The sequence below is a fragment of the Variovorax sp. 05T418 genome, from assembly GCF_056396385.1.
This window is the reverse complement of record NZ_JBFTLJ010000007.1, coordinates 1-13,146: the sequence shown is the minus strand read 5'-3', so window position 1 is coordinate 13,146 and position 13,146 is coordinate 1. Positions and strand designations below refer to the sequence as shown.

Genomic DNA, 13,146 nt, shown 5'->3' with positions numbered 1-13,146 from the left:
TTGAACTGAATTTGGCCTGGGGAGATCGAGGCCCCAAGCCGGGGTTCCTCAACTGAAAATTTTTGCGGCCGTTGAGGGAAGGCCAGAAGTTAGCCCGCGAGTATAGCACTCCGCGAGGCCTCGCGCGCCTCGCGGCCTTTTCAGAAGGAGGTGGCGCAGGCGTGCGCGCTGGCCCAGGCCCACTGGAAGTTGTATCCGCCCAGCCAGCCCGTCACATCGACCACTTCGCCGATGAAATACAGGCCCGGCTGCTTCGATTCCATGGTCTGGGAGGACAGCTCGCGGGTGTCGACGCCGCCGGCCGTGACTTCGGCCTTCTTGTAGCCCTCGGTGCCGCTGGGGGTGATCTGCCAGCGGGCAATGCGCTCCGCCAGGGCGGCCAGCGCCTTGTCGGCGGCCTCGTTGACAGGCCGCTGCAGGGCCGGATCCTGCCCGATCCAGGCATCCGCCAGCCGGGAGGGCACCAGCGCGGCCAGCTCGTTGGCGATGCGTTTCTTCGAGCGCAGCTTGGCTTCGGCCAGGGCCTCGGCCACGTCCACGCCGGGCGCGAAGTCGAGCGTGAGCGGGCTGCCGGGCTTCCAGTAGCTCGAAATCTGCAGTACGGCCGGGCCCGACAGGCCGCGGTGGGTGAACAGCAGGTCCTCGAGGAAGGCCATCTTTTCCTTCTTGGCGCCGGTCTCGATGCGCACCGGCAGCGCCAGCCCGGCCAGTTCGGCATACGGCGCCCAGGCCTCGCCGCCGAAGGTGAGCGGCACCAGCGCCGGGCGCGGCGTGACGACGCGCAGGCCGAACTGCTCGGCCAGGCGGTAGCCGAAGTCGCTGGCGCCGATCTGCGGAATCGACAGGCCGCCGGTGGCGACCACCAGCCTGGGCGTTTCGATGGGACCCCGGGTGCTATCGATCCGGTAGCTGCCTGCGCCCGATGTGCCGCCGCCGGCGGCCGAGAACGCGATCTTTCCGAGCTTGCAGGGCTGCCAGCGCGTGACGCCGCCGGCCTCGCACTCCGCCAGCAGCATGTCGATGATCTGCTGCGAGGAGCCGTCGCAGAACAGCTGGCCCTTGTGCTTTTCGTGATACGCAATGCCGTGCTTGTGCACCAGGTCGATGAACTGCTGCGGCGCATAGCGCGACAGCGCCGAGCGGCAGAAATTCGGGTTGTCGCCGATGAAGTGGCGCTGCGGCGCGCGCACGTCGAGGTCGCGGTTGGTGAAGTTGGCGCGGCCGCCGCCCGAGATGCGGATTTTTTCCGCGATCTTTTCGCTGTGGTCGACCAGCAGCACCTTGAGCCCGCGCTGGCCGGCCAGGCCCGCGCAGAACAGCCCGGCCGCGCCCGCGCCGACCACCACCACGTCGAAATGAGAAGGAGCGCTCAAGCCGGTCAGGGTCCATCGGCCGCCAGCAGCGGCGGCGCGTTGTACTTGAGGTGGCCCACGTAGCGCAGCGGCTGCGTGGCGGCAATCGAGGGCACGTCGCCCTCGCGCATGTGCAGCAGGTCGGCCGGGCTGACCCAGCGCGGGTCGGCGTCGGTGATCGGCAGGCCGGCCTGGCGGTAGGCCTCGAGCACGAACTGCGAGCAGAAGAACTGGTCGTCGCGGCTCGCGCCCAGCTGCACCATGGCCATGCCGCTGATGCAGTAGTGGCTCACGGCGGAGGGAATGAGCGGCAGCTCGCACAGGCGCCGGTTCAGCACGAAGGGCGCATTCAGCAGCACGCCGGTGGTGTTGTAGCGGATGCCCACCTGCGAGTTGGCCCAGGCGCGCAGTTTCCGGGCCCCCGAGTCATCGAGCCCGGGCACGCGGAAGGCCACGACCATCTGCTCCTCGTCCACCACGTCGGCCAGCGGCCGCGCGCGCACGCCGCTGCCGACCGCCTCGGCGACCAGGCCGTCGCCCAGGTAGAGCACGGCGTGGCTCACGGGCGAGAAGGTGCCCAGCCGGATGCCGAAGGAATTGACCGTGGCGATGGAGGTCAGCAGGATGTCGCCGGGCTGCAGCGCATCGGCGGCAATGAGCTCGCCGCCGTTGCCGGGCGCGATGACCGAGCTCTGCACGCGCAGGCGCAGCCCCGCATCCTTGGACGGCAGGTCGACGCGGGTGGCGCAGGCCGACAGCAGCAGCAGCGATGCGCAAGCGGCAAGCGCCGCCGCGCGGAGATGGCGCCGCGCCATCATCCCTTCCAGACGAAAGGAAACTTCAGCTGCTTGAAGAAGCCGTTGGGCACGTAGTCGCCGAGCACGCCGTACTTCTCGGGCCAGAGCTTGGTGCTCTTCACCGCTGTGCCGAAGAGATAGTCGAGAAAGGCGTAGTGCGCCGAATAGTTCTTGTCGAGCGCCTCCACGTCCTGGCTGTGGTGCCAGTGGTGGAAGTTGGGCGTGACGATGATGTAGCGCAGCGGCCCGAGCCGCACGCTCACGTTGCAGTGGTTGAACACCGCCTGGAAGCCCACCACCACGATGTACGCGTCGATCACTTCCTTGGAGAAGCCCAGCACGTAGATCGGCGCCAGCACCAGCGTGCGCGTGATCAGCAGCTCGAGGATGTGCTGGCGCGAGCCGGCCATCCAGTCCATGCTCTTCACGCTGTGGTGCACCGCGTGCAGGCGCCACAGCACCGGCACCTCGTGGTAGGCGCGGTGGGTCCAGTACTGCACCAGGTCGGCCACCAGGACGATCAGCAGCAGCCCGGCCCAGAACGGCAGGTTGCCCACCCAGCCGCGCACGCCGTCGTTGGCGGCCCAGCCGAAGAACTTGTGCACCATCAGGTTGGTGGCCAGCAGCACGAAGCCCACGATCATGTGGTTGACCACGAAATGGTGGAAGTCGGTCTGCCATTCGGCGCGGAACACCGGCTGGTCCTTGCGCAGCGCGAACAGCTTCTCGATGAAGATGAAGATCAGCGAGGAGCCCAGCAGGTCCAGGATGAACCAGTCCAGGCCGATGTAGGGCGTGTTGTCGGCAAAGTCGTTCACCGGCACCTTGTGCCCGCCCAGCAGCGCGGCCGCAGCCACCAGCAGGAAGGCGGCCGAGGACAGCCAGCGCGAGCGGTTGAAGATGATGTTCACCAGCGCCAGCCCGCCCGAGACCACCATGGCCGCCAGCAGGATGAAGCGCATCACGTCGACGTTGTAGCTCTTGCGCAGCTCGGGCGTCGTGAGGTACTGCGGAAAATGGAAGGCCAGCACGCCAAGGAAGCACAGGATGCCCAGGCTCAGGGCGATGGTTCCGGTGACGAGGCCGCGGCCGCGCTGCAGCTCGCCATGGTTCTGTGTGAATTCGTTGAGTTTGTCGATGTCCAGCATGCCCGCCTCTCTCTCTTTTGCTTGCGCTTTTGTTGGAGCGCGATTTTAGGCGGCTGTAGGAAAACGCTCACGTCGACCAAAAGGTCTAGACGCGGCCGCCGGTCTCCGGTATCAGCGCGGCCGGACCGCGCGCCGGCGCAGCAGCGCGGCCGTGCCCAGCGCCACGGCCATCACCAGCAGCGAAACGACGGTGGTCACGGTGCCCAGCGCATAGATGGAAGGCGTCGTGACGGTCGAGGTCAGGCCCTGCAGCTCGAGCGGCAGCGTGTTGACGTCGCCGATGGCTTGCGAGGTGCGGGCGATCTCGTCCCACGACAGCGTGAATCCGAACATGCCGATGCCCACGATTGACGGCCCGATCAGCGGCAGCACCACGAAGCGGAAGGCCTGCCACGGCGTGGCGCCGAGGTCGCGCGCGGCTTCCTCGTAGGCCGGGTTGAAGCGGTTGAACACCGCGAACATGATGAGCAGGCCGAAGGGCAGGGTCCAGGTCAGGTGGGCGCCGAGCGCGGAGCTGAAGAGGCCGAGCGCGGTGCCGTAGCCTTCGAGCAGGGCGGTGGCGTCCATTGCCGCGAGCAGGCTCTTGATGCCGGTGTCGAGCAGCCGGAACTGCAGGCCGATGCCGAGCGAGATGATGATCGACGGCATGATGAGGCTCGCCACGGTCACGAAGAAGAGGGCGTTGCTGCCCTTGAGCTTCTTGCGGAACGCGAGCCCGGCGAGCACCGACAGCACCACGGTGAAGCCCATGACCACGGCGCCCAGCGCCAGCGAGCGCCGGAAGGCCGCGCCGATGTCGACGGTGCCCAGGCCCTCGGCCAGCTTGTGGAACCAGTGCAGCGAGACGCCGCGCAAGGGGAAGGTCAGGCCGCCTTCGGGGCCCTGGAAACTCAGGATGAAGATCGTGATCATCGGGCCGTAGAGGAACAGCACGAAGAGGGCGAACACGATCGCTAAGGGCCAGAAGCCTGGGCTTCTTTGTTCTCCTATGCGTTGGCTCATTTGTGTTTTTCTTTCAGGGGCTGTTGTTCGGGGCGCTGTTGTTCGGGGCGCTGTTGTTCAGGGCGCGTGCACAGATCACCGGGTACTCCCCTCCGCGAATGTCCCCCGGCCTGCGGCCTCCTCCTTTATTTCGCTGCGGGGAGCACCCGATGCTCTGTGCACAGGGGCGCGCTCTGGGTGTTCCGCTGATCAACGAGTGCTCTGTCCAACGCTCCCGTCGATGGGGTGCCTTGCGCAGCGAAATAAAGGAGGAGCGCGAAGCGCGGGGGACATTCGCGGAGCAAGGTACCCCGTCGGCGGGAGCGCGCCCTGAACAACGAAGCCCGAATCGAACAAAAGAGCCCAAGTTCACCCTAAAGCTCCTTGCGAATATCGACCAGCCGCGTCAGCCCCCAGATGATCATCAGCACCACCGCCAGCAGGATCACCGCGTTGGCCGCGGCCAGCGGAAACTGCAGGTACGAGGTCTGCACCTGGATGATCTTGCCGATCGATGCGATCTGCTGCCCGCCCATCACGCCGATGGTGACGAAGTCGCCCATCACGATCGTGATGACGAAGATCGAGCCGATCAGGATGCCGGTGCGCGACAGCGGCACCACCACGTTCCAGAGCGTCTGCCAGCCCGAGGCGCCCGCATCGCTCGCGGCTTCGAGCAGCGAGCGGTCGATGCGCATCATGCTGTTGAAGATCGGCACGATCATGAACATCGTGTAGAGGTGCACGAAGGCGAGCACCACCGAGAAATTGGAGAACAGCAGCCACTCGACCGGATGGTCGACGAGGCCGAGCCCGGTCAGCATCTGGTTGACCAGCCCGTTGCGGCCCAGGAGCGGTACCCACGAGATCATGCGGATCACGTTGGAGGTCCAGAACGGCACGGTGCACAGCACGAACAGCGCCGTCTGCATGCCCGGCGATCGCACGTGGAACGCGAGAAAGTAGGCCACCGAAAAACCGACCAGCAGCGTGATGCCCCACACCAGCAGGCAGAACTTGAAGGTGCTCAGGTAGGTGTTGAGCGTGACGCACAGGTCGCCGTTGTCGGTGAGCTGCGAGCAGCCCTCGAACAGGCTCAGGTAGTTGCGCAGCGTCACCGCCGGGATCAGCTCGTACTCGTTGAAGTTCCACAGGCTCACCATCGCGACCAGCGCCAGCGGAACCAGGAAGAACAGCAGGAACACCAGCGCGAACGGCGCCGCCTGCCACCATGCCTTGACGGCGTGGACGGACGGGCTGGGCGCATGCGCGCTGGCGGTGGGGGCGCTCACGGGTTCAGGCTGCGACGAACTCGTTCCACTTTCTGACCATGTACTCGTTCTCGTCCATGACGGCATTCCAGCAGGCGATGCCGCCCATGCGCTGCTCGTAGCTGCCGCCGTCGCGCACCGCGCCGGCCTTGGCGATCACGTCGCCCTGCGGGCTCTTGATGTCCTGCGCCGCGGGCTTGCCTTCCATCCAGTAGGCCCACTCGTAGGCTTCCATCTTGGTCTTGGCTGTGTCGAGCACGGCGCTGTAGTAGCCCTGGCGGTTGAGGTAGGCACCGGCCCAGCCGTCGAGGAACCAGTTGATGAACTCATAGGCGCCGTCGAGCTTCTTGCCCGAGAGCGTGGCCGGCAGCCCGAAGCCCGAGGCCCAGGCGCGATAGCCTTCCTTGAGCGGCTGGAACGTGCAGTCGATGCCCTTGCCGCGCACGGCCGTGACCGCGGGCGACCACATCGACTGGATCACCACCTCGCCCGAGGCCATCAGGTTCACCGACTCGTTGAAGTCCTTCCACAGCGCGCGGAACTGGCCGGCCTTCTTGGCTTCGATCAGGGTCTTGATCGTGAGGTCGATCTCGGCCTTGGTCATGTTGCCCTTGTCGGCGTACTTGTGGATGCCCTTGGCCTCCACCACCATCGCGGCGTCCATGATGCCGATCGACGGAATGTTCAGGATCGCGGCCTTGCCCTTGAATTCCGGATTGAGCAGTTCGGCCCAGGAGCCGATGGGGCGCTTGATCAGGTCGGGGCGGATGCCCAGCGTGTCGGCGTTGTAGGTGGTCGGGATCAGCGACATGAACTGGGTGGGCGACTTGGCAAAGGCCTTGCTCTTCTCGCCTTCGAGATAGATCACCTTGATGGGCGCCGTGCCCTGGTCGCCGACCTTCTTGCCGCCCACTTCGCCCTTGGTGAAGAGCGAGGTGATCTTGCCGGCGTTCTTCACGCGCTTGGTGTCGATGCCCTTCAAGTTGCCGGTGGGCACGATCTTCTTGAGCGAGAAGAACTCGGTGTCGATCAGGTCGAAGCTGTTGGGCGCGGTGACGGCGCGCTTGGTCACGTCGTCGGTGGTCACGGCCACGTACTGGATCTCGATGCCGGTGTCGGCCTTGAACTTCTCGGCAATGGCCTTGTCCTGGTTCACCGCCGTGCCCAGGTAGCGCAGCACGATCTTTTCCTGCGCATGCACGAAGGGCGCAATGCCCGTGGCCAGGATGCCGGCGGTGCCTTGCAGCAGGGTGCGACGCTGGAGGCCGGCGGACGAGTCGATGGGGTCGGTCATGGAAGAGTCTCCGTGGAAGAAAAAAGCAGGGGAGGGAACGTAAAAAAAAGCGGACGGAAATGCAGGCAATGCAAGAACGGCCGCGCGCTCACAGCGGCATGCTCGCGAGCGCGGCCAGGTCGTCGCGTGCGGGCCGGCTGCCGCTCGCGGCCGGCACCGGCACGCGTTCGGCGGGCGGCTTGGCGCCGGGGCCGAGCACGCGCGCATCGGCTTCGGCCCAGGACAGGCGCACCGCATCGCCGGGCGCATGGGGGCTGGCAAGAAAGGCGGCTTCGCCCAGCAGCACCGAGACGCTGCCGCGGCCGGGCGCGGCGTCCTGCAGCGCGAGGCCGAGCAGCACGTAGGTGCCCTGGTATTCGACGTCGGTGACCGTGGCGGCCAGGCCGCCGGCTGCATCGCCGCGGGCGATCCGCATGTGGTCGTTGCGCACGGCGACCGGGCCGGTGGGCGTGTCGAACACGTTGTGGCCGCCCATGAAGCGCGCCACGAATTCGCTCGCCGGATGGTTGTAGACCTGGTGCGGCGAACCGACCTGCTCGATCACGCCATGGTTCATGACCACCATGGTGTCGGCCAGCGCCATCGCTTCTTCCTGCGAGTGCGTGACGTGCACGAAGGTCAGCCCCAGTTCCTTCTGCCAGCGGCGCAGTTCGGCGCGCATCTGGATACGCAGGAACGGATCGAGCGCCGACAGCGGTTCGTCGAGCAGCAGCACGCGCGGCTCGGTGATGAGCGCGCGCGCGAGCGCCACGCGCTGCTGCTGGCCGCCGGAGAGTTCGCCGGGCTTGCGCTCGGCCAGGTGGCCCATTGCCACGCGCTCGAGCAGTTCGCGTGCGCGCTTCTGGCGCTCGGCCTTGCCGACGCCCTTCATCTTGAGGCTGAAGGCCACGTTGTCCAGCGCCGAAAGATGCGGGAACAGCGCGAAGCTCTGGAACATCATCGCGGTGCCGCGCGCGGCCGCGGGCAGGTTGGTGATGTTGCGGTTGTCCAGCAGGATGTCGCCGCTCGTGACCGACTCGTGGCCCGCGATCATGCGCAGCGTGGTGCTCTTGCCGCAGCCCGAGGGGCCCAGCAGGCAGCAGTAGCTGCCGCTCGCGATGCGCAGGTCGATCTGGTCGACGGCGGCGGGCGTGCCCGCGGCATAGCGCTTGCTGAGCGCGACGACCTCGACGGCGGCGGGCGGGGGCGCGATGGCGGCGGCGCTCATCGAGGGGCCCGGGGGGCGAAAAATGATCGGAAGGCGAGCATGCTGGCGTTAAGCACGCTCCATGCCACGTCGGTGGCTTGCGGCCCCGAGGCACTGCGCGTGCGATGCCCGCCGGGCCTTCGCCGCGGAACCCCGGAAGCCTAGGTGCCGAAGCGGTTCGCGTCGGCCGGCAGCGCCGCCGCGGCCAGTCCGCGCAGCACGTCGCCCACCACGATCACCGCGGGGCTCGCGATGCCGGCTTCGGCAATGCCGGCCTGCAGCTTGCCGAGCGTGGTCGCCACGTGGCGCTGGTGCGGCAGGCTCGCGTGCTGCACCACGGCCACGGGCGTGTCGCCGGGCAGGCCGTGCAGCAGTTCGCGTTCGATGTGGCCGGCGCCCGCCACGCCCATGTAGATCACGAGCGTGAGCCGCGCGCTGTGCGCGGTGGCGGCCAGCGCGCGCCAGTCGGTCGGGTCTTCGGCCGCGCCGGCGCCGGTCTTGGCATGGCCGGTGACGAACACCACGCCCTGCGCATGGTCGCGGTGCGTGAGCGGCACGCCCAGCGAGGTGGCGGCCGCGAGGCCGGCCGTGATGCCGTTGACCACCGTGCATTCGATGCCGGCTTCGCGCAGGTGCTCGACCTCTTCGCCGCCGCGGCCGAAGATGAAGGGGTCGCCGCCCTTGAGCCGGACCACGGTCTCGCCTTCGCGCACCGCGGTGATCATGAGCCGCTCGATGAAGGCCTGCGGCGTGCTCTTGCAGCCGCCGCGCTTGCCCACGTGCACGAGGCGCGCATCGGGCCGCGCATACGAGGCCAGGATGCTGTCGCTCACGAGGTCGTCCACCAGCAGCACCGTGGCGGCCTGGATCGCCTTGACGGCCTTGAGGGTCAGCAGTTCGGGGTCGCCGGGGCCGGCGCCCACCAGCGTGCAGCTGCCGGCGGTGGATGAAGAAGTGGCTTTGTTCATGCGTGGGATGCCAGTTGCGTGATGTGCCTCACCTGCGTTGCGATGGCCTCCGGCACGGGAAGCTCGCCATTCAGCACACGCCGCGTGTACGCGGCCGTGGTCGCGACGTCGATCTCCTTCGGCAGGCCCGGTACCTCGCTGGCCGTGCCGCTTTCCTGGGCCTGCAGTTCGCTGCGCACGCCGCGCACGAAGCCGTCGATCTGCGCGGTGCGGCGCGGGTCGGACACCACTTCGCCCTCGAGGCCGCGCGAGAGCAGGGCGGTCATGCCCATGAGCTCGAAGGTTTCGCCCATGGTGCGCGCGTATTCCGGATGCGTGTAGCTTGCCACGATCACGCAGGGACCGGTGGTCGGCTGCATCAGCTTGACCACGCTGTGGCCAGGGTTGCGCAGGCCGACCACGCGGCGCACGTCGAGCAGCCGCTTGAGCGCGGGATTGAGCAGTTCGGTCGGCGCAAAGCCCACCTCGCCCGAAGGAATCTTGCGGATGGCCGGCAGCGCGGGCACGTCCAGCGCCTCCAGCACGTTCGACGCCAGCACGCGCGAGGTTTCGGTGGCGCTGCCGTGCACCAGCACCGGCAGGCCTTCGCGCGCCAGCAGCAGCGCCAGCAACGGCGTGAGCACCGGCAGCCGGCGCGCGCCGTTGTAGCTCGGCAGCACGATGAGCGGGCGGTCGGCCGCGGGCAGGCGGTTGAGCCTGGCATGCGTGGCATCGAGGAAGCCCGCCATCTCCTCTGGCGTTTCGCCCTTGATGCGCATGGCAAGGCAGAAGCCGCCGATCTCCAGGTCGGTGACGGTGCCGTCCAGCACCTGGCCGAACAGGTCCGTGGCCTGTTCGCGCGTGAGCGGCTTGGCGCCTCGCGCGCCGCGGCCGATTTCCTTGATGTATTGGCTGATTCCCATGGGTGCGCCGATTGTCCCGCAATGCTTATGCCGGAATGCAAGTCGGCTTATGCACCCTCGGCCACGGTCTCGGCGGGCGTTGCGCGCACCATGCGCTTGAGCTCGGGCAGGCAGGAGCCGCAGTTGGTGCCGCATTTCAGCGCACCCTGCAGCGCGGCCAGGCGCTCGTCGGGCGTGCCGGTGCAGCGGCCCAGTTCGGCCTGGATCGCCAAGTCGGTCACGTTGAAGCAGGTGCAGACCGGATGTCCGCGCGACTGCACCGCCACCGGCGCGCGCGCGCCCGGCGACAGCAGCAGCCGGCCGTAGCTCTGCGCCGGAATCTCCTCGCGCAGCAGGGTGCCGATCCAGGCTTCGGCGCTGGTGTCGCCGCCCAGCAGGAAGGCTTCGAGGCCGGCATTGCCGTCGGCGCGCCGCACCAGCCGCGCCACGCGGCGCTGGCCGCGCCGGCGGTCGGCGTAGCGCAGGGCATCGCTGCCGCGCAGGCCGAGCAGGCCTTCGATGCGGTCGATGGTTTCGTCGGCCGGTGCATCGTGCGCGGCGGCGCGGAACAGGATGCCGCTGCGTTCCTCGCCCGGCGTGTTGCCCGAGAACGGCACGCAGGTGGCAAACGGAAACATCGCCATCATCGGCTTGAGCGCCTGGTGCGCGGCCAGCGCGGCGTCGGGCGGCAGCCAGGCCATGGCCAGGAGCGACCAGGGCAGCTCGGCCTTGAGGATCTTGACCGGCGTGTGCTTGAGTTCGGGCTGCTTCGAGGTGGGGCAGTAGGCCGAGGTGGTCAGCGCATTGATGCCCGCGAGCGGCGTGCCGGTCGACGAGCAGCCGCTCAGGTATTCCTCGCCCCAGTGCATGGCGACGAAGGCCTGGCTCAGGCCGATCTCGGCGCTGGCCTGCACAGGCATCAGGATCGAGCCGCGCTTGGAGGTCAGGTGCACGAGGTCGCCGTCCTTCAGCTGGCGGCGCGCCATGTCCTGCGCATTCATTTGCACCAGCGGCTCGGCCACATGGCCGAAGAGGCGGCCGACGGTGCCGGTGCGGCTCATGCCGTGCCACTGGTCGCGCAGGCGCCCCGTGTTGAGCGAGAACGGATAGCGCGCCTCGCGCGCCTCGGCCACCGGTTTGTAGACCGTGTCGACAAAGCGCGCGCGGCCGTCCGGCGTGGGGAAGACGCCGTCTTCGTAGAGGCGTGCGCGGCCGGTGGCCTCGCCTTCCTTCAGCGGCCATTGCTGCGGTCCCGCGCTGTCGAGCATCGCGTAGCTCATTCCGGTGATGTCGAGGTCGCGGCCACGGGTCGATTCGCGGTGCTCGTTCCAGACCGACTCGGCGGTCTCGTACGGAAACAGCGTGGGCATGGCGCCGAGCCGCTGTTCGAGCCGCCGTGCGAAGTCCACGGCAATCGACCAGTCATGGCGCGCCTCGCCGGGCGCCGCCACCGCGGACCGCACGCGCGAGATGCGGCGCTCGCTGTTGGTCACGGTGCCTTCCTTCTCGCCCCAGGTGGTGGCGGGCAGCAGCAGGTCGGCGAAGGCGCAGGTGGCGGTGGTCGAAAAGGCTTCCTGCACCACCACGAACTCGGCGCGCTCGAGGGCGCGGCGCACCGTGGCCTGGTCGGGCATCGACTGGGCAGGGTTGGTGCAGGCGATCCACAGCGCGCGGATCTCGCCGTCGGCCGCGGCCTGGAACATCTCGACCGCGGTCTTGCCGGGTTTTTCGGGCACCGAGGGCACATTCCACAGCGCCGCCACTTCGGCCCGGTGCGCGGGATTGGCCAGGTCGCGGTGCGCGCTCAAGAGGTTGGCCAGGCCGCCCACTTCGCGCCCGCCCATCGCATTGGGCTGGCCCGTGAGCGAGAACGGGCCGGCGCCGGGCTTGCCGATCTGGCCGGTCGCCAGGTGCAGGTTGATCAGCGCCGCGTTCTTGGCGGTGCCGCTCGACGACTGGTTGAGGCCCTGGCAATAGAGGCTCAGCGTGGCCGGCGAGGTCGCGAACAGGCGCGCCGCGGCGAGCAGGTCTTCTTTCGAGATGCCGCAGATCTGCGCCACCTTGTCGGGCGTGCATTCGCGCACCGTGGTCTTCAATGCATCGAAGCCGCTGGTGTGGCCCGCGATGTAGCCGTTGTCGGTCCAGCCTTCCCACAGCATCAGGTGCAGCATGCCGTTGAACAGCATGACGTCGGTGCCGGGCTGGATCGGCAGGAACAGGTCGGCGATCTCGACCGTGTCGGTGCGGCGCGGATCGGCCACGATGATCTTGAGCCCCGGGTTCGCGGCCTTCGCATCCTCGATGCGGCGAAACAGGATCGGATGCGCCCACGCGGCATTGCTGCCCACGATGAAAAGGCATTGCGCGTGCTTGAGGTCGTCGTAGCAGGCGGGCGGCGCATCGGCGCCCAGCGTCTGCTTGTAGCCGGCCACCGCGCTGCTCATGCACAGGCGCGAGTTGGTGTCGATGTTGTTGGTGCCGACGAGGCCCTTGGCGAGCTTGTTGAAGACGTAGTAGTCCTCGGTGAGCAACTGGCCCGAGACATAGAAGCCCACGGCATCGGGGCCGTGGTCGCGAATGACCTGGGCGAACTTGTCCGTTGCCATGTCGAGCGCGCCGTTCCAGCCGATGGCTTCGGGCGTGGCGCCGCGCTCGGCGCGCCGCATCGGCTGCAGCAGCCGCGTCTGCCGCGTGACCGTGGCCGTCGCCGTGAGATGCAGCGTCGAGCCCTTGGTGCACAGGCGCCCGAAATTCGCGGGGTGATCAGGGTCGCCGCGCACGCCGGTGATCTGGGCGCCATCGGATTCGATGACGACGCCGCAGCCGACGCCGCAATAGGGGCAGGTGGAGCGAGTCTCAGCCATGGATCGATGCCTCTGTTTCGCGTCTAGCTGCCGTGCGGCGCCTGCACGTCGAAGGTCTCGTCGCCCAGCTTGCCGGCCGTGGCGGCGCCGGGGCCGGCGCGCGGCGGTGCCAGGTCGAGGGCATGCGTCTTCAGTTCGACCATGTTCATCATGACCTGGCCATCTTCAAGCTTCACCGCAAACCTCGGCGTGCACCCCACATCGGGCGACTTGGCACACCCATCCTCCAGCCCGATGGCCCAGTTGTGCAGCGGGCACGCCACGCTGGTGCCGAACACGATGCCCTGGCTCAAGGGCCCGCCCTTGTGCGGACAGCGGTCCAGCAGCGCGAACACCTGGTCCTCGGCATTGCGGAACACCGCCACGTCCACGCCCACCGGCCGTGCCACGCGGCGCGCCCCCAG

11 protein-coding genes are annotated in these 13,146 nt (G+C 68.0%); all 11 read right to left on the bottom strand.

Annotation, left to right across the window (positions count from 1 at the left end; genetic code table 11):
* Positions 1-140: 140 nt before the first annotated feature.
* Complete coding sequence (locus AC1DMS_RS15595) at positions 141-1,373, bottom strand: BaiN/RdsA family NAD(P)/FAD-dependent oxidoreductase (RefSeq protein ID WP_478181340.1); 1,233 nt, start codon at positions 1,371-1,373, stop codon at positions 141-143.
* A 5-nt stretch (positions 1,374-1,378) separates the two neighbouring features.
* Entirely contained in the window at positions 1,379-2,167 is a 789-nt protein-coding gene (locus tag AC1DMS_RS15590; protein WP_418145686.1) for a YaeF family permuted papain-like enzyme, read from the bottom strand.
* Entirely contained in the window at positions 2,167-3,297 is a 1,131-nt protein-coding gene (locus tag AC1DMS_RS15585; RefSeq protein WP_012748633.1) for a sterol desaturase family protein, read from the bottom strand. Before AC1DMS_RS15585 ends, AC1DMS_RS15590 begins: the two co-directional genes overlap by 1 nt.
* Positions 3,298-3,408: 111 nt before the next feature.
* A complete protein-coding gene (locus tag AC1DMS_RS15580) occupies positions 3,409-4,299 on the bottom strand; it encodes an ABC transporter permease (RefSeq protein WP_478181339.1) in 891 nt (296 codons plus the stop codon).
* 353 nt (positions 4,300-4,652) lie between these two features.
* A complete protein-coding gene (locus tag AC1DMS_RS15575; protein ID WP_478181338.1) occupies positions 4,653-5,570 on the bottom strand; it encodes an ABC transporter permease in 918 nt (305 codons plus the stop codon).
* 4 nt (positions 5,571-5,574) lie between these two features.
* Positions 5,575-6,843 (bottom strand): ABC transporter substrate-binding protein, encoded by a 1,269-nt coding sequence (locus tag AC1DMS_RS15570; RefSeq protein ID WP_012748630.1) that lies wholly within the window; start codon positions 6,841-6,843, stop codon positions 5,575-5,577.
* A gap of 88 nt (positions 6,844-6,931) precedes the next feature.
* The gene (locus AC1DMS_RS15565; RefSeq protein ID WP_478181337.1) at positions 6,932-8,050 is read right to left on the bottom strand and encodes an ABC transporter ATP-binding protein; all 1,119 of its coding nucleotides are present in this window, start codon (positions 8,048-8,050) and stop codon (positions 6,932-6,934) included.
* 140 nt (positions 8,051-8,190) lie between these two features.
* Positions 8,191-8,997: a uroporphyrinogen-III C-methyltransferase gene (gene cobA, locus AC1DMS_RS15560; protein ID WP_478181336.1), complete on the bottom strand. Its 807-nt coding sequence runs from the start codon at positions 8,995-8,997 to the stop codon at positions 8,191-8,193.
* A complete protein-coding gene (gene ybiB, locus AC1DMS_RS15555) occupies positions 8,994-9,899 on the bottom strand; it encodes a DNA-binding protein YbiB (RefSeq protein WP_478181335.1) in 906 nt (301 codons plus the stop codon). Before ybiB ends, cobA begins: the two co-directional genes overlap by 4 nt.
* A 47-nt stretch (positions 9,900-9,946) precedes the next feature.
* A complete protein-coding gene (locus AC1DMS_RS15550) occupies positions 9,947-12,742 on the bottom strand; it encodes a nitrate reductase (protein ID WP_478181334.1) in 2,796 nt (931 codons plus the stop codon).
* A gap of 23 nt (positions 12,743-12,765) precedes the next feature.
* On the bottom strand, positions 12,766-13,146 hold a 381-nt coding region (locus AC1DMS_RS15545; RefSeq protein WP_478181333.1), incomplete at its 5' end, for a nitrite reductase (NAD(P)H) small subunit.

Coding starts and splice junctions, on each gene's coding strand:
- AC1DMS_RS15565 (WP_478181337.1), bottom strand. CDS start 8,050: ATGAGCGCCGCCGCCATCGCGCCCCCGCCCGCCGCCGTCGAGGTCGTC.
- ybiB (WP_478181335.1), bottom strand. CDS start 9,899: ATGGGAATCAGCCAATACATCAAGGAAATCGGCCGCGGCGCGCGAGGC.
- AC1DMS_RS15590 (WP_418145686.1), bottom strand. CDS start 2,167: ATGGCGCGGCGCCATCTCCGCGCGGCGGCGCTTGCCGCTTGCGCATCG.
- AC1DMS_RS15585 (WP_012748633.1), bottom strand. CDS start 3,297: ATGCTGGACATCGACAAACTCAACGAATTCACACAGAACCATGGCGAG.
- cobA (WP_478181336.1), bottom strand. CDS start 8,997: ATGAACAAAGCCACTTCTTCATCCACCGCCGGCAGCTGCACGCTGGTG.
- AC1DMS_RS15570 (WP_012748630.1), bottom strand. CDS start 6,843: ATGACCGACCCCATCGACTCGTCCGCCGGCCTCCAGCGTCGCACCCTG.
- AC1DMS_RS15580 (WP_478181339.1), bottom strand. CDS start 4,299: ATGAGCCAACGCATAGGAGAACAAAGAAGCCCAGGCTTCTGGCCCTTA.
- AC1DMS_RS15550 (WP_478181334.1), bottom strand. CDS start 12,742: ATGGCTGAGACTCGCTCCACCTGCCCCTATTGCGGCGTCGGCTGCGGC.